The organism is Pedobacter cryoconitis (assembly GCF_014200595.1).
Taxonomy (GTDB): Bacteria; Bacteroidota; Bacteroidia; order Sphingobacteriales; family Sphingobacteriaceae; genus Pedobacter; species Pedobacter cryoconitis_C.
Map to the genome: position 1 here is coordinate 189,012 of NZ_JACHCG010000004.1, position 21,802 is coordinate 210,813.

Consider the following 21,802-nt stretch of genomic DNA (forward strand, 5'->3'; position numbering starts at 1 on the left):
AATAATGAGCGAGAAACTAAATATAGAAGTGCCTACTATGGCAGAAATGATTGCCAGGGGCGAAGAACCTGAAATTTTATTCTGGGTAGGTTGTGCAGGCAGTTATGATGAACGCGCACAAAAAACAACACGGGATATTTGCAAAATCCTTCACCATGTAGGCATTAAATATGCCGTATTGGGAACGGAAGAAAGCTGTACAGGTGATCCTGCTAAACGTGCTGGAAATGAATTCCTGTTCCAAATGCAGGCCATGACCAATATCGAGGTATTGAATGGTTACAATATTAAAAAAATTGTAACAGGCTGCCCGCATTGCTTTAATACGATTAAAAATGAATATCCGGGTTTAGGTGGTAATTATGAGGTTATTCACCATACCCAATTAATTCAGGATCTGATTAACGATGGCAAGCTGAAAGCTGAAGGAGGCGAAAGCTTTAAAGGTAAAAAAATCACCTATCATGATCCTTGTTATTTAGGCCGTGGTAATGGTATATATGAAGCCCCAAGAAAAGCTTTAGAAGTTTTAGATGCACAATTAGTGGAAATGAAACGTTGTAAGTCTAATGGCCTTTGTTGTGGTGCAGGTGGCGCCCAGATGTTCAAAGAACCAGAAAAAGGGAACAAAGACATCAATATAGAAAGAATCGAAGAAGCACTGGAAACTAATCCAAGTATTATTGCAGCAGGTTGTCCTTTCTGTATGACCATGCTTAGTGACGGTGTTAAAATGAAAGATCAGAATCAAAATGTCCAGGTATTGGATATTGCAGAAATTACAGTACGCGCAAATGGGTTGTAATCCCCTTTTTATTACGTCAATAAATTCAGGCAGTAACGGCAATTGTTATTACGTAGGTAATGCAAAGGAGGCCGTGCTGATTGACGCTGGAATATCCTGCCGGGAAACTGAAAAACGGATGCTGCGTCTGGGTTTATCTATGGGCAAGGTGAAAGCTATTTTCATTTCGCACGAACATGGTGACCACATCCGCGGTTTAACTGTCATGGCGAAGAAATACCGTATCCCGGTTTATATCACTCCGGGAACAATTGGTAACAGCAAGCTGGAATTACCAGAAGATTTAATCAATTCATTCTTTAGTCACCAGGTAATCCAGATCGGGTCGTTGCAAATCACTTGTTTCCCTAAAATTCATGATGCAGCAGAGCCGCATAGTTTCATGGTTTCATGTGGAGAGATCAAAGTTGGCGTGTTTACTGATCTTGGTGCAGTTTGTGAACAGCTTACCCTGCATTTCAAGCAATGTGATGCAGCTTTTCTGGAAGCGAATTATGATGAAGATCTTTTACACAATGGTAATTACCCTTATTACCTCAAAAAAAGGATTAGTGATGGTTTTGGTCACCTGAGCAATAAACAAGCCTTAGAACTGTTTACAACATGCCGCCCGGCTAAGCTGACGCATTTATTGCTTTCACATTTATCAAAAGATAATAACAACCCGGATTTAGTAGAAAATCTGTTTAAAGAACATGCGCAGGATACGATGATCGTTGTTGCACCGCGTGATATGGAAACCCCGGTATTTACTATTGGCGGACCTTCAGGCTCATCTGCCGGAATTTCTCCATTAACTGATTCAGCTCCTCTGGTTCTATATTCTTAAGTGGTATGGCCATAAACGTGGCCATACTATCAATGTCATTACCTTTTGTATCATTATAGGTCTGCACAATAACGTCATCCCCTTTGGTACGTAAAATTAAATTCCCGGATTGTGCTGTCCCTGCATAATCCAAATCCTTGTATTTTAAAAAGTTAAAAGAGAAATATTCTATCTTTCCATTGTTAAAAAAACATTTATAACGACAGAACCCACTGTTAGTAATCCGTAGTTCGTATTTCTTTATACTCCCTCCTTTAGCTTCTTTATTGTAATGATCTTCTAGTTTTTGCTGTACATATATAGCTTCTTCTTCTGTTGGGCCATAGGATGAAAAGGAGAGAAAAACAGCGCATAACAGCGAATAGACACTAATTTTTAAGGAGATTGTAAACTTTTTCATCTCAATTGCTATTTGGGTAAATCAATTTAAATAAAATGTTAAATTTGTGATATGAGTTTTTCTCCACAATCAAAAGTTTGGATCTATCAGAGCGATCGTGAATTCAGTGACCAGGAGGTTAGTGCAATTCAACAACAATTGGACGGTTTTACTGCACAATGGAAAGCCCATGGCCATCAGTTACAGGCAAAAGCAGAAATCAGGTACAATTATTTCATTATTTTCACAGTAGACGAAGCTACCGCTGGTGCTACAGGGTGTTCTATTGATGCCTCAGTACGCATAGTTAAGGGAATTGAAACCGAATATGGAGCCGATTTATTTAATCGCTTTAATATGGCTTACAAAGTTGACGGAAAAGTAATTGTTGTCAATAAGGAAGATTTCGAAACACTGATCAGTATTAAGAACATTACACAGGATTCTATTGTATTTAACAATATGGTTCAGACTTTGGAAGATTTCCAGACGAAATGGGAAGTTCCTTTCAGGGATAGCTGGCATAATAAAGTATTCGCGGATTTACTTTAACCCGCGAATACCTTAAAACCTGCAATGGGCTTACTTAAATTTTATTGGCCCAAGGTTTCTTATATTTTTCATAATCAGATATTGCCTGTGCCTGATATAAAGGGTGGGATGCACAGGAGTCCAGCGTAACGGATTAGGGAAACAGGCGACAATTAATGCTGCTTCTGATCTGTTCAGATTTCTGCATGATTTCCCATAATAACTTTGTGAAGCAGCTTCTGCACCATAAATACCATCGCCCATCTCAATCACATTCAGGTAAACTTCCAATATCCGCTGTTTGCTCCACATCATCTCAATCAGCACCGTAAAGTAAGCTTCAAAACCTTTACGTACCCAGGATCTTCCGGGCCATAAAAACACATTCTTAGCAGTTTGCTGCGAGATCGTACTTCCACCTTTAACTTTGGTGCTATCTCCTTTATTAGCGCTGTATGCCCTGCCAATAGCTTTCATATCGAAACCCCAGTGGTGAACAAACTTCTGGTCTTCACCAGCAATAGCTGCACGTTTGATCTGGTCTGACATTTCACTGAGTTTTACCCAGTCTTTCTCTGTTTTAAAAGTCTTCCCATCAGATTTACGTTCAATATTACGCAAGATCATTAAGGACGTAAAAGGCGGGTTAATAAACCGGTAAGCCAAAACCCAGAGGATCGTACTCAGGAAAAACCATAAAATACATTTCCCTATTAATATTGGTAAATTCCTGAAGTCGAATTTTCTTTTTTTAGTGTTTTTGCCACGTTTTACAGCCATCGCCCAAAGGTAAATAAAAATAGAGATTTGTCATGTCAGTGCATATATTTAAAGCAGTATAAACATTCGGACTATTTACTTGTTTTTTGATTAAAACAATAGAATATGGAAGCGAATAAAGTAAAAAAAATACACGATTATGGTCAAAGTATCTGGCTGGACTTTATTGATCGTGACATCATTAAATCTGGTAAATTAAAAGAACTGATTGAAATTGACGGCGTAAGAGGGTTAACTTCTAACCCGGCCATATTTGAGAAAGCGATTAGCAGCAGTGCTGATTATGATGCTGATATCGCTGAACTATCAAAAGAGAAAATAAGTAACGAAGATATTTTTTACCGTCTTGCAATTAAAGACATCCAGCAGGCAGCAGATTTATTACTTCCGGTATATAATGAAGAAGTAAAAGGTGCGGATGGATATGCGAGCCTGGAGGTTTCTCCACTTTTGGCCCTCGATACTGAAGGTACAATTAAACAAGCCTTACAACTTTGGAAGGAAGTAAACCGTAAAAATGTAATGATCAAGATTCCTGGTACACAGCCAGGATTAGCTGCAATCAAGAAGACTATCTCTGAAGGGCTAAACATCAATGTAACCTTATTATTTGGTCTGGAACGCTACAAACAGGTAACAGACGCCTACCTGGAAGGATTGGAAGAACGTGCAGCAAGAAACGAGAGTATTAAAGATATTGCATCAGTAGCCAGCTTCTTTTTAAGCCGGATAGATGTGCTGGTCGATCCTATCCTGGAAGAAAAACATCTGGGCGAGTTAAAAGGTGAAGTTGCAATTGCTTCGGCAAAAAAAGCATATGAGATTTACCAACAGGTTTTCAGTGGAGAAAGATGGGAAAAACTAGCTGCTCTCGGTGCGAAACCTCAGCGTTTGCTTTGGGCAAGTACAAGTAGTAAAAACCCTGCTTTTAAGGATACTAAATATGTAGAAGCACTGATTGGCCCCGATACAGTAGATACCATTCCTATGGAAACACTGGAAGCTTACCGCGATCACGGTGATCCGGAAAGCCGCCTTGGAATTGATATTGATGGCGCATCTGCTATATTGGCACAATTACGTCATGAAGATATTGATCTCGCCAAACTTACCCAGCAACTGGAAGATGAAGGGATAGAAAAATTCAATGCGCCTTATGAGAAATTATTAAATGCAATTGAAAAGCAAAAACAATTAGCTTAATAACTAGATTTGCGCTTACATTCAGATCATAAAAAATGAAGTTTACAGCATCAAGGCTCTCAGAGGGAAACAAGGTTTTTCCGGCAGAAATTTATTTAGAAGAAAACAGTATTGAAATAAAGGTTCCAGGCTTGTTTAGCGGAGACTCTAAATACCTGAATTACGAAGATATTACTTCGATTGAGGTTGACTCCCCAATGATTGGGTTTGCGACTTTACGCTTGTTTGTGAATGGCAATAAAGTAGAAATTCACGGTTTCTCTAAAAAAGATATTAAAGAAATCCGGAAAGTAATTGATGAAAACAGATCTAAAAGAAGAAGAGTTTAAAGCATAAAAAAAAGCGTTCCGATAATCGGAACGCTTTTTTTTATATTCGTTAAGATGAGATTACTCAGCTACAACTGCGAAAGGAACTTTAACTTTTACTTCTTTGTGTAAGTTTAAGTTAGCGATATATTCACCAACAAATTTAGGTTCAGTTTCGAAAGTGATACGGCGACGGTCAACATCAAAACCTTGTTGTTTTAATGCATCAGCAATCATAATAGTGTTTACTGCACCAAAGATTTTACCAGTTTCACCAGCTTTAGCACCGATACTCAATTTAACATCAGCTAAACGAGTTGCGATACCTTCAGCATCTTTCTTAATTTTATCTTGTTTAAACGCTGCTTGTTTTAAGTTCTCTGCTAATACTTTTTTAGCAGATGGAGTAGCTAAAGCACCGAATCCTTGTGGGATAAGGTAGTTACGTCCGTAACCTGGCTTTACGTTTACAATATCATCTTTCTCTCCAAGAGATTTGATGTCCTGTTTTAATATAATTTCCATGTTCAGCTCTTATTTTAATTGGTCAGCAACGAAAGGTAACAAACCAATGTGGCGAGAACGTTTAACCGCTTGAGCCACTTTACGTTGAAATTTCAATGAAGTACCGGTTAAGCGGCGAGGTAAAATTTTACCTTGATCATTGATGAATTTTAACAAAAAGTTTGCGTCTTTATAATCAATATATTTAATACCATTCTTTTTGAAACGGCAATATTTTTTTCTGTTATCGTCCACTTTTGGAGCGGTAACATATTGTATCTGATCTTTAGCCATTATGCTGCAGCCTCCTCTTTCTTAGGTTTTTTGTTAAAAGCACCACTGCGTTTCTTCTCATTATAAGCAACCGCGTGACGGTCTAATCTAATGGTAAGGAAACGAAGAACACGCTCATCGCGTTTTAGTTCTAATTCCAATTTGTTAATTAATTCACCTGAAGATTTGTATTCTGTAAGGTGGAAAAATCCGCTTGCTTTTTTTTCAATCGGATACGCTAATTTTCTCAAACCCCAATTGTCCTCTTGAACAATTTCGGCACCGCTGTCAGTGATGATTTTGCTGAATTTCGCTAATGCTTCTTTCGCAACTTCTTCTGACAACAACGGGGTTAGAACGATAACAGTTTCGTACTGATTCATTGTTATGATTATTTTATGTTAAATCCTGCGTTAAACAGGGATGCAAACTTAGGAATAATTTTCTACAATTCAAAACATTTAAAGCTTGCCAAACAGGTAATTAACACCAATCCGGTAGCGTTGCATATTAATACTGAAATTACTGTAATTCGTAACCGGAGAAGAAAAAGCATAACCCGCAGACAATTCTATTCGCTTATTAAAAACTACACCTGCTGTGAAAGGCAATGAAAAATTAAGTTTTTCCATCTCCAGCGCGTTATCTGTTGTTGTAGTTATGTTTGTTAAAGAATTATACTCGCTTGTTCTGTTATTGGTATAACTGGAAACGTTAATTCCTATCCCTCCGCCTGCAAATAGTTTCAAATTACTGGCATTATATATATTGTATATAACCTGTGGACTCAAAGCAATAGTTACCTGATCAAAAGTATGTTTTGAATTTGATCCGGCATATCGATAGGTATTTATAAAAGCTTCATTTTTACTCATCAGCAAAGACGTCTCCACTCTGTAAATCAATTTGCCAATAGCCGGATTAGCTAACATATCAATTCCAAATGTCAATAAAGGACTATAGGAAGTTTTAATTACAGCACCCCGCTGGGCAAAAGCGATATCACCTTTATATTTTGCTTTAATTATGTTTAAACCCGACCCGGCAAAAAACCTTACTCCAAATCCTTTAGATTTAACCAATTGCTGTTCATTAATAAGCGCAACAACCCTCATTATATCTGATTCCCTGTAAGGTAAAGATGCAAGACGTCTGCGCTCATCAGCTGTACCGGCATTTAATTTATTCATAATCAACGATAACTGTCTGATATATCCCGTTCCTTTGATCAGAATACTTTCCTCACCCGATTTCATGTATTGCTGATAACTCAGTTCGTAGGGTACCGGATCATCATTACCCTGTATATAAAGCCTTTGTTTAATTCCATCAGTATAAGAATACAGCGTTACATTTTTACCGCTTTGCAAAATTTGTAAAAACACGGCACTCCTTATTTTTGAGTTATCAATACCGACAGATAACTGATCAATACTGGTCTTACTCATACTTATATCGACCTCAAACTTCCTGTAAGCCTCAAAACCTTCAACAGCCCACGCGGCAGCATTATTAACAGTAAAAATTTGAGCATCTGTATCCAGACTGGCTTTAAAAGTAACTGAAGAAGGATTTTTTCTCCATTCTTTATAATCAACATACCCTTTTAGGGTGTCCTTTAAATTGTTAACAACATATCCTTTTTGAAAATTAGATTGAGCAGAGCATATAGCAGATGTGCCTAATAAAAGACCTAATAGAAAGCGCTTCATGAATTGGGTTAAATATTGAATTAATAATAAAAATCTCAAAGTTAACTATATTTAACATTAAAACGAACAAATTATCTTTAAGCCAATACTTCTTCCCATTCCTTGTATACCTCTGTATCCATTCGGTGAATGCTCATAATATTCAAAATATTTAAGTCTGCTCAAATTAGATTGATAGGTCTCATTCAATAAATTGCTGACCTGTACCTGCACTTGCAGCGGATATTTTTTTGAATAATTAATTGTTGCTCCGGCAGCTACATTAAAAAGTAAATAAGATGAAGTAGCAGTTTCTGTATCATTCAATGCTAAATAGCGATTCTGCGCTCCATTATACTCACCTTCTGCTCTGAAATTCATTATTGAAACCAGTTTGGAATTAAGTTTGATGTCCTGGCTAACGCTGCTCAATAGCCGAACAGGCGGAATAAGTGGTAAATACTCCCCTCCTGTTTTCTTATCTTTAAATATCGCTTTTCTATTAAATCCATAAATCATAGAAAATGAATTATCAAATGAAAAGCCTTTCCATGCTTCCGGATGAAGATTAAATGTAGTTTCAAATCCGTAAAGCTGCGCGGACGACTGCTGATATTGATAAGTTTTATCTCCCTGCGCGCTGATAATCGGGTTCCCTCCTGCATCAAGCAGCTGGCTTAAATAAATATAATTCTGAATATTATTGTTGAAAACACTAAATGACATGGATAAGTCTTTCAGTGTGATATCTGCACCAATGTCTTCCTGTAAAGAAAACTCTGGTTTGAAATCTCGGTTTCCTAAATAAATAATATGTGCACCAGGATCTAACCCATTGGAAGCAAATTCCGTGATACTTGGTGCACGATACCCTCTGGCAATATTAGCTTTTAAACTAACCTGATCATTTAATTGATAAGTAGTTCCTAAACTTAAAGAGATCCCCCCGAAAGATTTATTAAAAGAAGGGAATTGCAAATTTGCCTTTGGATCTTCAGCAGGCGAAACGTGCTGACCAAAGCCTGTCTGTGCATTTGTTGAAGTATAAAAATCATTTGCCTTTAAATAACGCAGATCAGACCGGATACCCCCTCCGATTGTCCATTTTTCATATTTCCATTTGGCAAACAGATAAGCTCCTGCATCAAACAAGCTATAATCCGGAATCGGAAAGTCCGTTGCATTCTTATTTAAATTGTTCTGGTACATTCCATTTATACCAAAAGTAAATTCAGTATTTAATATTTTAGGCGCATTGTATTTTACGCCGTAATTTAAGGTATTTAACCTGACAAACATTCCCGCCTGATCCGGCATAGTCGGGTGATTATATTCCCTGCGAACATTTTGCTGAAAAGCTAACATCACATCAACATCCCCTTCACCAACCTTATAATGATTATTGTTATAAATACGGTAATGTTGAATATGCTGGTGCAAAGGGCTCAATTCATAAGAATTTAACAGCGCATCAGAAACAATGGGCCGGTTCTTAATATCATCTAGTTCTCCTTCATAGATTTGATGTGTAAATTTCCTGGTCAATGAATCACGGCTGCCATCAGGGATACCCTGAATATTATCATAAAGGGTGAGGTTAAGTGTGGAATTACCTTTACTTGTCTGATAACGAACGGTACCAGATGCATTTGTTTCTCTGAATCCTGTGTTATAAACCCTTCCATCAATCGCGTTACTATAATTTTTAGCGATGCGATAAGAACCCCGTAATGCGAAAGACCAATGATTTTTAGAATAGAATAATCCTATCCCATTTCCAATCAAACCATTATTACTCTGGTATTCAGATAAGACCTTACCATGCAAAAGGCCATCATCGATTCCCGGCATAGAGGACATCAGGCTGACCACACCGGCAAGTGCATCACTACCATACATTAAACTCGCAGGCCCTTTGATGACTTCAGAACGTTCAATGTTATAGGCATCGACCTCAATACCATGCTCATCTCCCCATTGCTGACCTTCCTGACGAATTCCATCATATAATGTCAATACCCTGTTATAGCCTAGCCCCCTGATAAAAGGTTTTGAAATATTAGGCCCCGTTTTCACTGCATTAAGTCCCGGAACATTTCGCACCAGTACATCTATAATGTTACTTTCTGAAGATTGTTCTATCTTCTTTTTGGAAACTGATACAATAGGAACCGGATTTTCTTTAGTAAGTGTTGCCCTGGAAACGCCTGTTACAACAACCTCATTCAGTGCATCCGACTTCGTATCCAATAATATTTCATAATACTTTTTGCTGGTATCAATTGATATTGAGTCAGGTCTGTACCCCAGGTAAGAGATTAAAAGTTTTCCACTATTCATTTGCTGAGGAACAGCTAATTTGAATTTCCCCTGTTGATCAGCAATAGCAGATCTTTTAGAGTTTTTAAGTTTTATAGTACTTCCCCCGATAGCTTCATTGCTATTGACATCTTTAATCACACCGGAAATTTCTATGTCCTGTGCCATCCCCCGGACAGAAAATAGCAGAAACAAAATGAGCATCAATCGTTTAAATATTAATTTTAACATAATCACAATGTATTTTTAGTTTTGACAAATCTAATAAATTAGATTTAACTAATTTTAATAATTATGTATTTCTAAAAATAAAACACAAAGAAGCCAATTCTCACTAAAGCTTCTGATAACGGCTATAATCATGTCGGGTTCATTTTATTTTGCTCAAAATCCCTTCTGCTCCATAAAAATTTTATAATTTCGCAGTGAAATGGAAAATTTTATTGTCTCGGCCCGTAAGTATCGTCCAGCAACGTTTGAAACCGTTGTAGGGCAAAATCACATTACCGGAACTTTAAAAAATGCGATTAAAAATAATCAGCTGGCCCAGGCATTCCTTTTCTGCGGACCAAGAGGGGTAGGTAAAACAACTTGTGCAAGGATTCTTGCAAAAACAATTAACTGTACTAATTTAACAAGTGAAGTTGAAGCCTGCGGAACCTGCGAATCATGTGTTTCATTTCAAACTGGTCATTCTTTCAACTTCCATGAACTGGATGCCGCATCTAATAACTCAGTAGACGATATACGTAGTCTGATCGAACAGGTCCGTATCCCGCCACAAGCTGGTAAATACAAAATTTATATTATCGATGAGGTCCATATGCTTTCTGCAAATGCATTTAATGCATTTTTGAAAACATTGGAAGAGCCACCTTCTTATGCAATATTTATACTGGCAACAACAGAAAAGCATAAAATCTTGCCAACTATCCTTTCGCGTTGTCAGATTTTTGACTTCAACAGGATCCAGGTAGATGACATTTCCAGTCATCTGAATAAGATTGCTATCCGTGAACAAATTACTGTAGAAGCAGACGGGCTGCATATTATTGCCCAAAAAGCAGATGGTGGTTTACGGGATGCGCTATCTATGTTTGATCAGATTGTAAGCTATACCAATAAGAACCTGACTTATAAAGCTGTAATCGATAACCTGAATATTCTGGATTATGATTACTATTTCAAGTTAACGCAATATCTCAATAATGCAGATGTAAGTTTAGCACTGGTCTTATTTGATGAAATTCTGAACAATGGTTTTGATGGAAACAATTTCATCAATGGACTTGCAAGCCATTTGCGGAATTTATTGGTCAGCAAAGATCCGCAAACAGTAAAACTACTGGAGGTCAGCGAAAATATAAAACAGAAATATATCTCACAAAGTCAGCAAATACAGGTATCGTTTATTCTTACGGCGCTTAATTTAGCTAACCAGTGTGATCTTACGTATAAAAACAGCAAGAATCAGCGACTACAAGTTGAACTGGCACTCATCAAGATGTGTCATATTCCGTCAGTCCTGCAACTCGCACAACTACCTTATACAGCATCTACAACAGCAACTGACACAGATCAGACTAAAAAAAAAACTGATGTAAAAACTGTACCTGTAGTGAATGTGGAAAGGCCTGAGCCTCTGCCACCTCCCGCAGGAATTAACAGCAAACCTGTAGAAACGCCCGCTAAGGCTATTCCATCAATACCACAGGCCGCACCAGCTGAGGCCAGCCGAGCGTCAGTAACTCCTAATCTGAATTCTGTCAATAAGATTGCGCTAAAGCCGAATCCATTAGGAAATATGGCCGGAGGAACACTGATTCCATCCCTTACCGCATTAACTAATGCAGAAGGCGGCATAGTGAGCGATGAACCAAAATTTGTATTCGGTGAAGAGAAGGAACCATTTACCCATGAGGAATTGATGGTACTCTGGAAAGAGTATATACAAAAGATTAAGGAAGAAAATAAAATCAATTTCTATACAATCCTGACTACAAATGATCCGGAACTGACCAGCCCTGAGCAAATTACAGTATGTATTACTAACCTTGCGCAAGAAAGTATTCTTCAGAATGAGCTGGTAGAATTTCTGAATTTCCTGAGAACCAGGTTAAAGAATTACAGTGTAGGAATCGTTACTAAAAGGGTAGAAAATAAGATTGAAAACCGATTGTACACCAGCATTGAAAAATACCATTACCTTTTAGAAAAGAATCCTAAACTGGAAGACATGCGTAAACGCCTGAACCTGGATCTGTTACCTTAATTTAGGCTCATCATTTTTCGGATACCCTTCTTCATCCAGATCTGTACGTTCATCTTCTGGTGTTCTGGCTAAAAATTCATCTTCCGCATTGACTTCTACAATATTTCCGTGGTCAATGTGCATACCCTGGTTATCAAGTTCAGCTTTTCTCTTTTCTGCCCAGGTCGCATACTCGTCGCCTACATATGGATTAGCCTCATCATAATCTGAATTTTCATCTCCACCATTCTCTGCTGTAGTATCGTATGGAAGCGGATGATCATAATCTTTATCCGGCCCTTTTACATCAAGCTCATAACTATTTTTCTCTTTGTCAAAAGATAATTGGTTAAAATCTTTTGTCTCTCCTAAGTCAGAATTATGAAGTTTATCTCCAGATCCTTTATCTTCACCTGCATTATTTGCGTCTGTAACCATAGCTTAATGTTTTATGTCAATATAACGTTACTTAATCTTCATTTGTTTTGGTAATTTACGCGAAAATGAGGCTATAAACTCAAAATTTATATCTTTGTTTTTTTATAAAGTTAAAATTGAAACCATAATATGTCTGTACAAAAAATTAAAGTAGACCAGCCAGTTGTAGAGTTAGATGGTGATGAGATGACCCGTATCATCTGGAAATTCATTAAGGATAAACTGATTTTACCTTATCTTGATCTTGATATTAAATATTATGATCTTGGTATAGAATACCGTGATGAGACTAATGATCAGGTAACTATTGATTCAGCTGAAGCCATTAAAAAATACGGTGTAGGTATTAAATGTGCTACCATTACTCCTGATGAAGACCGCGTAAAAGAATTTAATTTAAAACAAATGTGGAAATCACCAAACGGAACCATCCGTAATATCTTAGATGGTACTGTTTTCCGTGAGCCAATTGTGATGAGCAATGTTCCCCGTTTAGTGCCAAACTGGACTGCACCGATCTGTATCGGCCGTCATGCTTTTGGTGACCAATACCGTGCTACTGATTTAGTAACTAAAGGAAAAGGTAAATTAACCCTGACATTCACTCCTGAAGATGGTGGTGAGGTTCAGTCATTTGATGTATATAACTTCAAAGGTGACGGTGTTGCTTTAGCAATGTACAACACTGATGAGAGTATCCGTGGTTTTGCACATGCTTGTTTCAACCAGGCATTAATCAAAAAATGGCCTTTATATTTATCTACAAAAAATACTATTCTTAAAAAATATGATGGCCGTTTCAAAGATATCTTCCAGGAGATTTATGAAAATGACTTCTTAGCTAAATTTAAAGAAGCTGGTATTACTTATGAGCACCGTCTGATCGATGACATGGTAGCTTCTGCCTTGAAATGGAACGGTAACTTTGTTTGGGCTTGTAAAAACTATGACGGAGACGTTCAATCTGATACAGTTGCACAAGGATTTGGTTCATTAGGCTTAATGACTTCAGTATTGGTTACTCCAGATGGAAAAACTATGGAAGCTGAAGCAGCGCATGGTACAGTGACTCGTCACTACCGTGATCATCAGGCTGGTAAACCAACTTCTACAAACCCTATTGCTTCTATCTTTGCATGGACAAGAGGATTGGAATTCCGTGGAGTGTTAGATAACAATCAACCATTAATCAACTTCTGTCACGCTTTAGAGCAGGTTTGTATTGAAACTGTTGAAAGCGGTAAAATGACTAAAGATTTAGCTGTTTGTATCCATGGTAACAAAGTAGAACATGGTACACACTACTTATATACTGAAGAATTCTTAGCTGCGATTGATGAGAACTTACAATCGAAACTAGCTTAATTACTGAAGTAGTCTAATTTTTATTTTAAAAAGTCCTGTTCTTTATTGAGCAGGACTTTTTTTTTAAGCACCATATAGCTAAAACAATTTTAATAGCTAAATTCACAACTACATTGCACTATATATTTTTCCTGAAACATCCTTTCAATTAACTTGTTAACAAAATAGCTTTAGCAAGCTGCTGAATATTATAAAAATATATAAACCAAAAAACCATATTCCAATGAAAAGATATCTTCTGCTGCTGAGTACTGTACCCTTTATGATTTCTTGTAATTCACAGACAAAAAAGAATACAACAAAGACAGATACAACCATTAATGATACGACTACAAATGCCTTGAACCTGCCAGTACCAGATACCGGTGCTTCCAAAACCAAATTCAGTAAGGTCATAGGCTGGCCGGCAGATAAGACACCTGTAGCACCAGCAGGATTTACGGTAACCAGGTTTGCAGGAAATATTAAAAGCCCAAGGAATATTTATGTCGCTCCTAACGGTGATATACTGGTTGTGCTTTCCAATTCTGAGCGCAATACCAAAGAGAAAATTGCCAATGCCCTGAGCGGTAAAGACAAAGCAGAAGTAAGCGGTTCAAGTGCAAATACGGTACTCCTGTTCAGAGATACCAATAAAGATGGTAAGTTTGATTTACAGACCACTTTTTTATCCGGACTTGATCAGCCTTATGGTGTATTGATTATTGGTAATTCATTTTACGTAGCCAACACAGATGGTTTATATGTATACCCTTATAAAACTGGTGACACTAAAATTACTGCAAAAGGCAAGAAGATTGTGGAACTGCCAGCTGGTGGTTATAACAATCACTGGACAAGAAACCTGATTACAAATGCAGACCATTCTAAAATCTATATTACCGTAGGGTCAGGAAGTAATGCAGGCGAGAATGGAATGGAACATGAAGTACGCCGGGCTAATATACTGGAGGTCAACCCTGATGGGACAGGCGAAAAAATATACGCAGCAGGATTAAGAAATCCGGTAGGCGTGGCCTGGGCTCCTGTGACCAATGCCTTATGGACTGCTGTAAATGAGCGTGATGGTCTTGGAGACGATCTGGTACCTGATTATATTACGAGTGTTAAACCAGGTGGATTTTATGGCTGGCCATATTCTTATTACGGTCAGAATGAAGATCCGAGATTGAAAGGTCAGCATCCTGAACTGGTTAAATCTGCCCTTATTCCTGATTTAGCAGTTGGTTCACATACTGCATCATTAGGGCTGGCATTTTATACCGCTAAAAATTTTCCTGAAAAATATCAGAACGGGGCTTTCATTGGTCAGCACGGCTCCTGGAACCGCTCAGTATTAGCAGGCTATAAAGTTGCTTTTGTCCCTTTTAAAAATGGGAAACCAGCCGGAAAATTAGAAGACTTCCTAACTGGTTTCATCGCAGATGAAGCTAAAGGTGAAGTTTATGGCCGTCCCGTTGGTGTAGCTGTCGCTAATGATGGTGCCCTATTGGTTGCGGATGATGTAAGTGGTGTGGTTTGGAGAGTTGCAGCCAAATAGATGAAGCAATTAATTACGTTTCCAATGCTGGTATTAACTTTAACAGGCTTTAGCCAAATTAAACCAGATACGGCAAAGAAACTTGAAGAGGTTGTTATTCGTCCTTACTTTTCTGCACAGCCCTTGTTAAGAACAACAGGGGCTGTTGCTATTTTAGACAAAAAAGCGCTGGATCAGCAACCTAACAGTTCCTTAGTCACTGCTGTAAATACTATATCAGGAGTGCGCATGGAGGAACGTTCTCCGGGAAGTTACAGGTTATCTATCAGGGGGAGTTTATTACGTTCTCCTTTTGGCATCAGGAATGTGAAGATCTACTTTGATGAATTTCCACTGACTGATGCAGGCGGTAATAGCTATCTGAATGCACTGGATTTATCTGCCATACAAAATATTCAGATCCTGAAAGGCCCTCAAAGCAGCATTTATGGAGCTAATTCGGGAGGAGTTGTATTAATCGCGCCCAATACTATAACGACAGATAGTACCCGGCTTTCATTAAATCTTACAGGTGGTTCATTTGGCTTGTTCCATGAAAATCTCAATCTTGGTAAAAAGTGGAAAAACTATACCCTTAATATTAACCAGTCTTACCAGCGAAGTGATGGCTTCCGCGACCATAGTAAGATGGAAAGGAAATACTTCCAGGTGCATCAAAAATGGGACTATACCCCAAAATCAAATCTGACTGCTTTATTATTTTATAGTGATTTACAATATGAAACCCCGGGAGGATTAACAGCTGCGGAATATGAATTAAATCCAGGAGCATCAAGACCAGCATTTGGTAAAACCAGAAGTCCGGTAGAACAGCAAGCAGGAATTTACAGCAAAACCTTTTATGCAGGTGTGACGAACAACTGGCAATTAAATTCACAGTTTAAACAGGTGTTTTCTGCCTTCACTTCCTATACAGATTTCAAGAATCCATTCCTCACTAATTATGAGCACCGCAAAGAATTCACAATTGGAATTCGAACATATGTGGAATACTTTAAGAAATCAGAAGATGTAACATGGAGATTTAATTTAGGTTTAGAAGCCGCCAAAACGGCCTCAAACATCGAAAATAGAGATAATGACTACGGAATACCAGGTAATTTACAAGCTTCAGACCGGCTAAAAGCAATGACTGATTTTAGTTATGCACATTTAAATGTGGATATCTTTCAGAAACTTTTGCTGGAATTCTCGGTCAGCGGAAACTTGTACCAATACAAATATGAGCGTAAAGCTCCGGTTGCGGATGCTCAAAAAACAAAGAACTTTGACTTGCAGTTTATGCCAAGAGCGGCACTCTCCTACTTGCTGAATAAAGAACTATCGTTGCGCGGTTCTGTCAGCCGTGGGTATTCACCGCCTACACTTGCCGAAATCAGGGCATCAGACAATGTGATCAATGTTGACTTACAGCCAGAGAGTGGATGGAATTATGAAACAGGCATCAGGTATCAGACAGAAGACCGCAGAATATCCCTGGATCTCAATGGTTTTTATTATCACCTGAAAAATGCCATAGTACGGAGATTAAATGAAAATGGGACAGAGTTTTTTATTAACGCAGGCGGGACAAAACAATGGGGCCTGGAAGCATCTGCCTCAGCATGGCTGATTCTGCCAAATAACAAGACTACAATAAGAGAGTTATCCATTAAAAGCGCCTATACCCTGAGCCGTTTTAAATTCGACCATTACCTGGATCGCACAGTAGACCTTTCCGGGAAAGATCTCACTGGCGTACCCAAAAATGTCATCGTTACCTCAATAGATCTCCAATTACCAAAAGGATTTTATATTTTCCTTCAGCACAACTATACGTCAAGAATTCCGCTGACTGATGCGAATACTGTCTATGCCAGAGATTACCATCTGGTACAGAGTAAAATCGGATGGAAAGAACTGCACATTGCAAATACTCCGATAGAAGTTTTTGCCGGAGCAGATAACCTGCTCAATCAAAACTACAGCCTTGGCAATGATCTGAATGCGGCCGGAGGACGATACTTCAATCCTGCCGCCACCAGAAGTTTCTATGCCGGACTAAATATTCATTTCTAAAAAACTATTCCCTCCGGCTCCGCCAGACGGAGGGAATAATTACCTCATAGTTCATACTTGTCAACTACTTCCAGCTTATGGATTACAATTTCGGTTGTATACCGCTGATCACCATTCTTATCCGTATAAGTCTGCGCACTCAATTTCCCTTCCACCTGTATAGCCATACCTTTTTTCACTATATTTTCCACCAGTTCTACTTTCTGGTTCCAGAAAATCAGATTAAACCATTGCGTCTGATCTACTGCTTCTCCCAAACCATTTTTGAAAAACTCATGGACCCCAATGCTTAGCCTGGCCATCTTTTTCCCTGTAATAAAACTTACAATTACCGGATCGGTAGCCGCGTAACCAGTTAAACGCACATTGTTTCTTACTCTATCCATATTTAATCAAATATGAGAAGAAGAACACCTCTTAGTCGTTCATTAACCGGTTATTATCGGTTAAACAGAGATTTAAAAGAAGAAATATTTAACCATAAATTAATAAAAACAGATTAATTTGCTCCTATGAAATATTGTCAGGACTGCGGAGCTCAGCTCAAAGGACGTGCAGATAAAAAATTTTGTGACGACTATTGCCGGTGTCATTATAACAATGAGATCAATAGAAACCGGGATCAGGATTTCAAAAAGATCAATAGTATCCTGAAAAAAAATGCTGGTATTCTTGAAAAATTGATTCAGCAGGAAATTAAAACCTCCACAGTTCACTTACTTTCCGGAGCTGGTTTCAATTTCAACTTTTTCACCCATCAATTGCAGGAACAAAATGGAGAAATAAGTATTTACTGCTATAATTATGGATATATGAAAATAAATGAGGAACAATTAATGATTAAACAAGTCACTCATTCCCTGTCTTCTAAGTAAAAAAAGGAAAATAACATCGAAATAGTGAAATTCGAATGACAGGTTATTTGCAGGTTAGTACCTCAATATCATTTAGGTTTAGTACTTTGGTCTATCAATCAATTTAGACCAAACCTTTAATGAGTTTTTTAACCGCAGAATGGAGAAAATTAGCAATTGCTAATTATGCCATCGATCAAGAGATCCTACGACCTTACCTGCCAGCAGGTACGGAACTGGACATTTGGAATGATACCTGTTACGTAAGTTTAATAGGTTTCCTTTTTAAAAACACTAAACTACTGGGCTTCAGTGTTCCTTTTCATGCTAATTTCGAAGAAGTGAACCTGCGTTTCTACGTAAAGTACACAGAGGGCGACACCGTAAAACGCGGCGTAGTCTTCATTAAGGAAATAGTTCCTAAATTTGCACTTTCTGTAGTCGCTAATACCGTTTATCACGAACACTACGAAACCATGCCGATGACCCACAAATGGTCTGAAACTGAGGATGAGCGGGAAGTAGAATACAGCTGGAGGTGTAAAAATGAATGGCAGGTTTTCTCCGTAAAAGCCAACAAAGCCCTCTCTGAAATTCTACCGGACAGTGAAGCTGAATTCATTACCGGACATTATTGGGGTTATACCAAATGTAATGAGACAGAAACTAACGAATACGAGGTAAAACACCCTAAATGGGCACAATATAAAGTTAAAGAATTTAAAATTGCAGTAGATTTTGCGCATACTTATGGGCCGCAATTCGACTGTCTAAACCATCAGCAACCAGTTTCAGTGATGCTGGCAGAAGGTTCTGACATCTCTGTAGAGGGCAAAAAAGGAATTCAGGGCTAGAAACCCTATTTAAATATTTATGATCAATACATCAAACCTTCAATTGTTGCCAGACAACAAAAAACTACAATCCGCCTGCAAAGCTATGGCTGTATTAGATGCCATACTTTGTCAGGATTGGACTTACCGTTATTACTCCTATAACAGTCAATGGAGCGAAGACGAGGAATTTTTTGAAATGCGCAATGGAGAAGGTGATCAGCTACTGGTCTTATTCAGAAATGAAGGAGCCGTAATTAATGGTTATTTCGCCGAAGCAGAACAAGGGGAAAAGGACAAATTAACCGATCAGCTTCCTGAAGTGTTCCATGAATTCATTTTCGGGGAACCAGTGAACTCTGCCGGAACTACATTTTCGGTATGGCAATTAAACGGTCAGCCCTGGACAACAGGGATTCCTGCCGAAAATGACGACCATTCAGCAGAACTGCTAAGTCCGCTGGATGCAGAACCTGCTACCTATATTAAATGGGCATCAGATTATTTCAAAGGAAGTTATGCAGAAAGCGGAATTCCACTGGATACCGTCACCCGGATATTCAACCAGGAACCACTGACAAAAGACATGGTTTCTTCCCTGGTTAGCGAACTGGAAGACTGGGACCAGCTGATAGAAGATCTGATAGAAATTTCATATCCATATCATATAAATCTGTAAACCATACAATTGGCCTCAACAATCTTATCTTTGCGGCCAATATGAAATTACTGAAGCTAATTACCAATACAAAAATAAGTCTGATCACACTTTGCCTGGGCGGCATCAGCCTGGGAATGACAGAATTCATGATGATGGGGGTATTACCAGATGTAGCTAAAACCCTCAGCATCAGTATTCCCTCAGCAGGGAACTTAATATCTATCTATGCATTAGGCGTTATTATCGGAGCTCCGATTATGGTTGCCGTCCTTGGAAAGTATCCTCCCAAAAAGGTGCTGATCGGACTCATGATTACTGTGGCCAGCGGTAATATCTTATTCAGCTTTGCCCCTACTTACGAATTATTACTTGCTGCACGTTTCTTAGTAGGCCTGCCACACGGTGCATTTTTTGGTATCGGTGCAGTAGTTGCCAGCAGATTAGCCGATCCCGGAAGTGAAGCAAAATCAGTATCGGTCATGTTTGCTGGTCTTACGATAGCGAATATAATCGGCGTACCCCTGGGTACATTTATTGGTCATAATGTAAGCTGGAGAATCTCTTTCCTTTTAGTCTCTGTGATTGCCCTGATTACCGCAGCGAGTATCAAATTATGGTTACCAGTACTCCCATCACAATCAGAAACCAAGTTTTCAGACAGTCTTAAAGTATTTAAAAAGCCGGAACTCTGGATCATTATCGGAATTTCCGCGATAGGTACCGGAGGTTTATTTGCCTGGATCAGTTATATCGCGCCATTGATGACAGAAGTTGCACATTTCAGCAGCAATATGATTACCCCTATTATGGTTATTGCAGGCCTGGGAATGGCAGTCGGTAACTTTATTGGAGGTCGTCTGGCAGACAAATTTTCACCACTCAAAACAACCAGTTATTTATTATTGGCCATGATTGTTACGCTGATTCTGGTTGCCTTGCTGAGCCATATTAAAATTGCGGCGATCCTGTTGACCTTTATTACAGGAGCACTGGCCTTCGCGGTAATTGCACCTATGCAAATGCTGATGATTGGCGCAGCAAAAGGCGCAGAAATGCTGGCCTCTTCTTCTATGCAGGCCAGTGCGAATACAGGAAATGCTTTAGGTGCATTTTTAGGCGGTATGCCAATTGCAGCCTATGGCTTTACCTCTCCGCAATACGTTGGTGCAGGATTAGCATTTGGCGGATTTTTACTGTGTATGTTACTCACCTCATTGTTAAATAACAGAACTAAATTGAAAACTGCTATTGCTTAGCAGTTCTCAATTTAGTTACTTCTTCTTTCATTGGTGTTTGCTCTTCTTCCCCTTTTTTAAGGTACATAATAACCATACCCGTTAAAATAAAAGGAATACTTAGCAACTGCCCCATATTTAAAAGCATGCCTGCCTCAAAAGCAGACTGATCTTCCTTGATAAATTCAATCGCAATTCTGAAACAGAAGATTAAGAAGATGACCATTCCAAAATAAAACCCGGAAGCTCTCGGATATTTCTTCATCATCAGATAAACAAAGCCAAAGATTAACAAATAGGCGATAGCTTCATATAATTGTGCCGGATGGCGTGGGATATTATCATCTCTGAGAAAAACAAAAGCCCAGCTCACATCAGCAGGCTTACCAATAATTTCTGAATTCATCAGGTTACCCAAACGGATAAAAGTACCCGCCAGCGGGACAACCAATGCTACCTGATCCAGCAGAAACCACAATTTCACTTTGAATTTCCGGCTAAATAAGATTAAGCTCAGCATAATTCCTATTCCACCACCATGACTGGCCAGCCCCAGAAAACCAGTAATCCGGAAATGCGGAGTAAAAGTAACCGGAAGAACAGCTTCCAGTGGATGCTGAGAAAAATAAGCAAAATCATAAAACAAAACATGCCCCAGACGAGCCCCGATCAATGTCCCTAAAACAGCGTAGATCGTTAAAGAATCCATGAGCTCTACATCAATCCCATATTTAATAAATTGTTTTTTGACTACGATATAACTAAAAACAAAAGCAAGCAGAAAAAACAAAGAATAATACTTTAAAGCGAAAAAACCTAAATCTATTAGTGAATCACCGGGGTTCCATATTATGGTAGCTATGCTCATATCTCTTTAAAATTTGTGTTAATGCCTGCAAATATAGACATATGCAATCACGTTGCAGATTTGAAATCAAATTAATC

General features: G+C 38.5%; 23 protein-coding genes. 13 read left to right on the forward strand and 10 right to left on the reverse strand.

What is annotated here, in order from left to right; translation table 11 throughout:
- Window positions 1-4: 4 nt before the first annotated feature.
- Entirely contained in the window at window positions 5-805 is an 801-nt protein-coding gene (locus HDE70_RS20560) for a (Fe-S)-binding protein (protein ID WP_183865855.1), read from the forward strand.
- Window positions 795-1,634 (forward strand): MBL fold metallo-hydrolase, encoded by an 840-nt coding sequence (locus HDE70_RS20565; RefSeq protein ID WP_183891712.1) that lies wholly within the window; start codon window positions 795-797, stop codon window positions 1,632-1,634. Before HDE70_RS20560 ends, HDE70_RS20565 begins: the two co-directional genes overlap by 11 nt.
- Here the strand turns inward: HDE70_RS20565 and HDE70_RS20570 are convergent.
- Window positions 1,558-2,034, reverse strand: coding sequence for a hypothetical protein (locus HDE70_RS20570; protein ID WP_183865857.1), 477 nt, complete (start codon window positions 2,032-2,034; stop codon window positions 1,558-1,560). The two genes, HDE70_RS20565 and HDE70_RS20570, sit on opposite strands and share 77 nt — an antisense overlap.
- Before the next feature lie 51 nt (window positions 2,035-2,085).
- Here HDE70_RS20570 and HDE70_RS20575 point away from each other — a divergent pair, with 51 nt between their 5' ends.
- Window positions 2,086-2,565 carry an ABC transporter ATPase gene (locus HDE70_RS20575; protein WP_183865858.1) on the forward strand — a complete coding sequence of 160 codons (480 nt, stop codon included), beginning with the start codon at window positions 2,086-2,088 and terminating at the stop codon, window positions 2,563-2,565.
- Window positions 2,566-2,595: 30 nt separating this feature from the next.
- Here the strand turns inward: HDE70_RS20575 and mtgA are convergent, their stop codons facing one another.
- A complete protein-coding gene (gene mtgA, locus HDE70_RS20580) occupies window positions 2,596-3,324 on the reverse strand; it encodes a monofunctional biosynthetic peptidoglycan transglycosylase (RefSeq protein WP_183865859.1) in 729 nt (242 codons plus the stop codon).
- Window positions 3,325-3,429: 105 nt separating this feature from the next.
- On the opposite strand from mtgA, the gene tal reads away from it, so the two are divergent.
- Together tal and HDE70_RS20590 are read left to right on the forward strand one after the other, a co-directional pair.
- Entirely contained in the window at window positions 3,430-4,527 is a 1,098-nt protein-coding gene (tal, locus tag HDE70_RS20585) for a transaldolase (RefSeq protein WP_183891713.1), read from the forward strand.
- A 35-nt stretch (window positions 4,528-4,562) separates the two neighbouring features.
- Window positions 4,563-4,856: a hypothetical protein gene (locus HDE70_RS20590; protein ID WP_068403317.1), complete on the forward strand. Its 294-nt coding sequence runs from the start codon at window positions 4,563-4,565 to the stop codon at window positions 4,854-4,856.
- A gap of 60 nt (window positions 4,857-4,916) precedes the next feature.
- Here the strand turns inward: HDE70_RS20590 and rplI are convergent, their stop codons facing one another.
- The 5 genes from rplI to HDE70_RS20615 all read right to left on the reverse strand — a co-directional run bounded on the left by rplI (window position 4,917) and on the right by HDE70_RS20615 (window position 9,853).
- Window positions 4,917-5,360 carry a 50S ribosomal protein L9 gene (gene rplI / locus HDE70_RS20595; RefSeq protein WP_068403319.1) on the reverse strand — a complete coding sequence of 148 codons (444 nt, stop codon included), beginning with the start codon at window positions 5,358-5,360 and terminating at the stop codon, window positions 4,917-4,919.
- A 9-nt stretch (window positions 5,361-5,369) separates the two neighbouring features.
- On the reverse strand, window positions 5,370-5,633 hold the full coding sequence (rpsR, locus tag HDE70_RS20600) for a 30S ribosomal protein S18 (RefSeq protein WP_008244392.1): 264 nt from the start codon (window positions 5,631-5,633) through the stop codon (window positions 5,370-5,372).
- Window positions 5,633-5,995 carry a 30S ribosomal protein S6 gene (gene rpsF, locus HDE70_RS20605; protein ID WP_037444035.1) on the reverse strand — a complete coding sequence of 121 codons (363 nt, stop codon included), beginning with the start codon at window positions 5,993-5,995 and terminating at the stop codon, window positions 5,633-5,635. The genes rpsR and rpsF overlap by 1 nt, the downstream gene beginning before the upstream one ends.
- A gap of 78 nt (window positions 5,996-6,073) precedes the next feature.
- Window positions 6,074-7,324, reverse strand: a complete 1,251-nt coding sequence (locus HDE70_RS20610; RefSeq protein ID WP_183891714.1) for an outer membrane beta-barrel protein — start codon at window positions 7,322-7,324, stop codon at window positions 6,074-6,076.
- Between the two features lie 57 nt (window positions 7,325-7,381).
- Window positions 7,382-9,853: a TonB-dependent receptor gene (locus tag HDE70_RS20615; protein ID WP_183891715.1), complete on the reverse strand. Its 2,472-nt coding sequence runs from the start codon at window positions 9,851-9,853 to the stop codon at window positions 7,382-7,384.
- Window positions 9,854-10,052: 199 nt separating this feature from the next.
- Here HDE70_RS20615 and HDE70_RS20620 point away from each other — a divergent pair, with 199 nt between their 5' ends.
- Entirely contained in the window at window positions 10,053-11,894 is a 1,842-nt protein-coding gene (locus tag HDE70_RS20620; RefSeq protein WP_183891716.1) for a DNA polymerase III subunit gamma/tau, read from the forward strand.
- On the opposite strand, the gene HDE70_RS20625 is transcribed toward HDE70_RS20620, so the two are convergent.
- Window positions 11,886-12,311, reverse strand: a complete 426-nt coding sequence (locus tag HDE70_RS20625) for a hypothetical protein (protein WP_183865863.1) — start codon at window positions 12,309-12,311, stop codon at window positions 11,886-11,888. The genes HDE70_RS20620 and HDE70_RS20625 overlap by 9 nt on opposite strands.
- 129 nt (window positions 12,312-12,440) lie before the next feature.
- On the opposite strand from HDE70_RS20625, the gene HDE70_RS20630 reads away from it, so the two are divergent.
- The 3 genes from HDE70_RS20630 to HDE70_RS20640 all read left to right on the forward strand — a co-directional run bounded on the left by HDE70_RS20630 (window position 12,441) and on the right by HDE70_RS20640 (window position 17,274).
- Window positions 12,441-13,676: an isocitrate dehydrogenase (NADP(+)) gene (locus tag HDE70_RS20630; protein WP_183865864.1), complete on the forward strand. Its 1,236-nt coding sequence runs from the start codon at window positions 12,441-12,443 to the stop codon at window positions 13,674-13,676.
- Between the two features lie 223 nt (window positions 13,677-13,899).
- Window positions 13,900-15,216 (forward strand): PQQ-dependent sugar dehydrogenase, encoded by a 1,317-nt coding sequence (locus HDE70_RS20635; RefSeq protein WP_183891717.1) that lies wholly within the window; start codon window positions 13,900-13,902, stop codon window positions 15,214-15,216.
- The gene (locus HDE70_RS20640; protein WP_183891718.1) at window positions 15,217-17,274 is read left to right on the forward strand and encodes a TonB-dependent receptor; all 2,058 of its coding nucleotides are present in this window, start codon (window positions 15,217-15,219) and stop codon (window positions 17,272-17,274) included.
- Between the two features lie 44 nt (window positions 17,275-17,318).
- Here the strand turns inward: HDE70_RS20640 and HDE70_RS20645 are convergent, their stop codons facing one another.
- Window positions 17,319-17,660, reverse strand: coding sequence for a single-stranded DNA-binding protein (locus HDE70_RS20645; protein ID WP_183865867.1), 342 nt, complete (start codon window positions 17,658-17,660; stop codon window positions 17,319-17,321).
- 126 nt (window positions 17,661-17,786) lie between these two features.
- Here HDE70_RS20645 and HDE70_RS20650 point away from each other — a divergent pair, with 126 nt between their 5' ends.
- The 4 genes from HDE70_RS20650 to HDE70_RS20665 all read left to right on the forward strand — a co-directional run bounded on the left by HDE70_RS20650 (window position 17,787) and on the right by HDE70_RS20665 (window position 20,878).
- Entirely contained in the window at window positions 17,787-18,149 is a 363-nt protein-coding gene (locus HDE70_RS20650; RefSeq protein WP_183891719.1) for a hypothetical protein, read from the forward strand.
- A gap of 119 nt (window positions 18,150-18,268) precedes the next feature.
- A complete protein-coding gene (locus HDE70_RS20655; RefSeq protein ID WP_183865869.1) occupies window positions 18,269-18,982 on the forward strand; it encodes a YqjF family protein in 714 nt (237 codons plus the stop codon).
- 19 nt (window positions 18,983-19,001) lie between these two features.
- Complete coding sequence (locus HDE70_RS20660) at window positions 19,002-19,640, forward strand: hypothetical protein (RefSeq protein ID WP_183865870.1); 639 nt, start codon at window positions 19,002-19,004, stop codon at window positions 19,638-19,640.
- A gap of 41 nt (window positions 19,641-19,681) precedes the next feature.
- Window positions 19,682-20,878: an MFS transporter gene (locus HDE70_RS20665; protein WP_183891720.1), complete on the forward strand. Its 1,197-nt coding sequence runs from the start codon at window positions 19,682-19,684 to the stop codon at window positions 20,876-20,878.
- Here HDE70_RS20665 and lgt read toward each other — a convergent pair.
- Window positions 20,868-21,725: a prolipoprotein diacylglyceryl transferase gene (gene lgt, locus HDE70_RS20670; protein WP_183865872.1), complete on the reverse strand. Its 858-nt coding sequence runs from the start codon at window positions 21,723-21,725 to the stop codon at window positions 20,868-20,870. The genes HDE70_RS20665 and lgt overlap by 11 nt on opposite strands.
- Window positions 21,726-21,802: the final 77 nt, after the last annotated feature.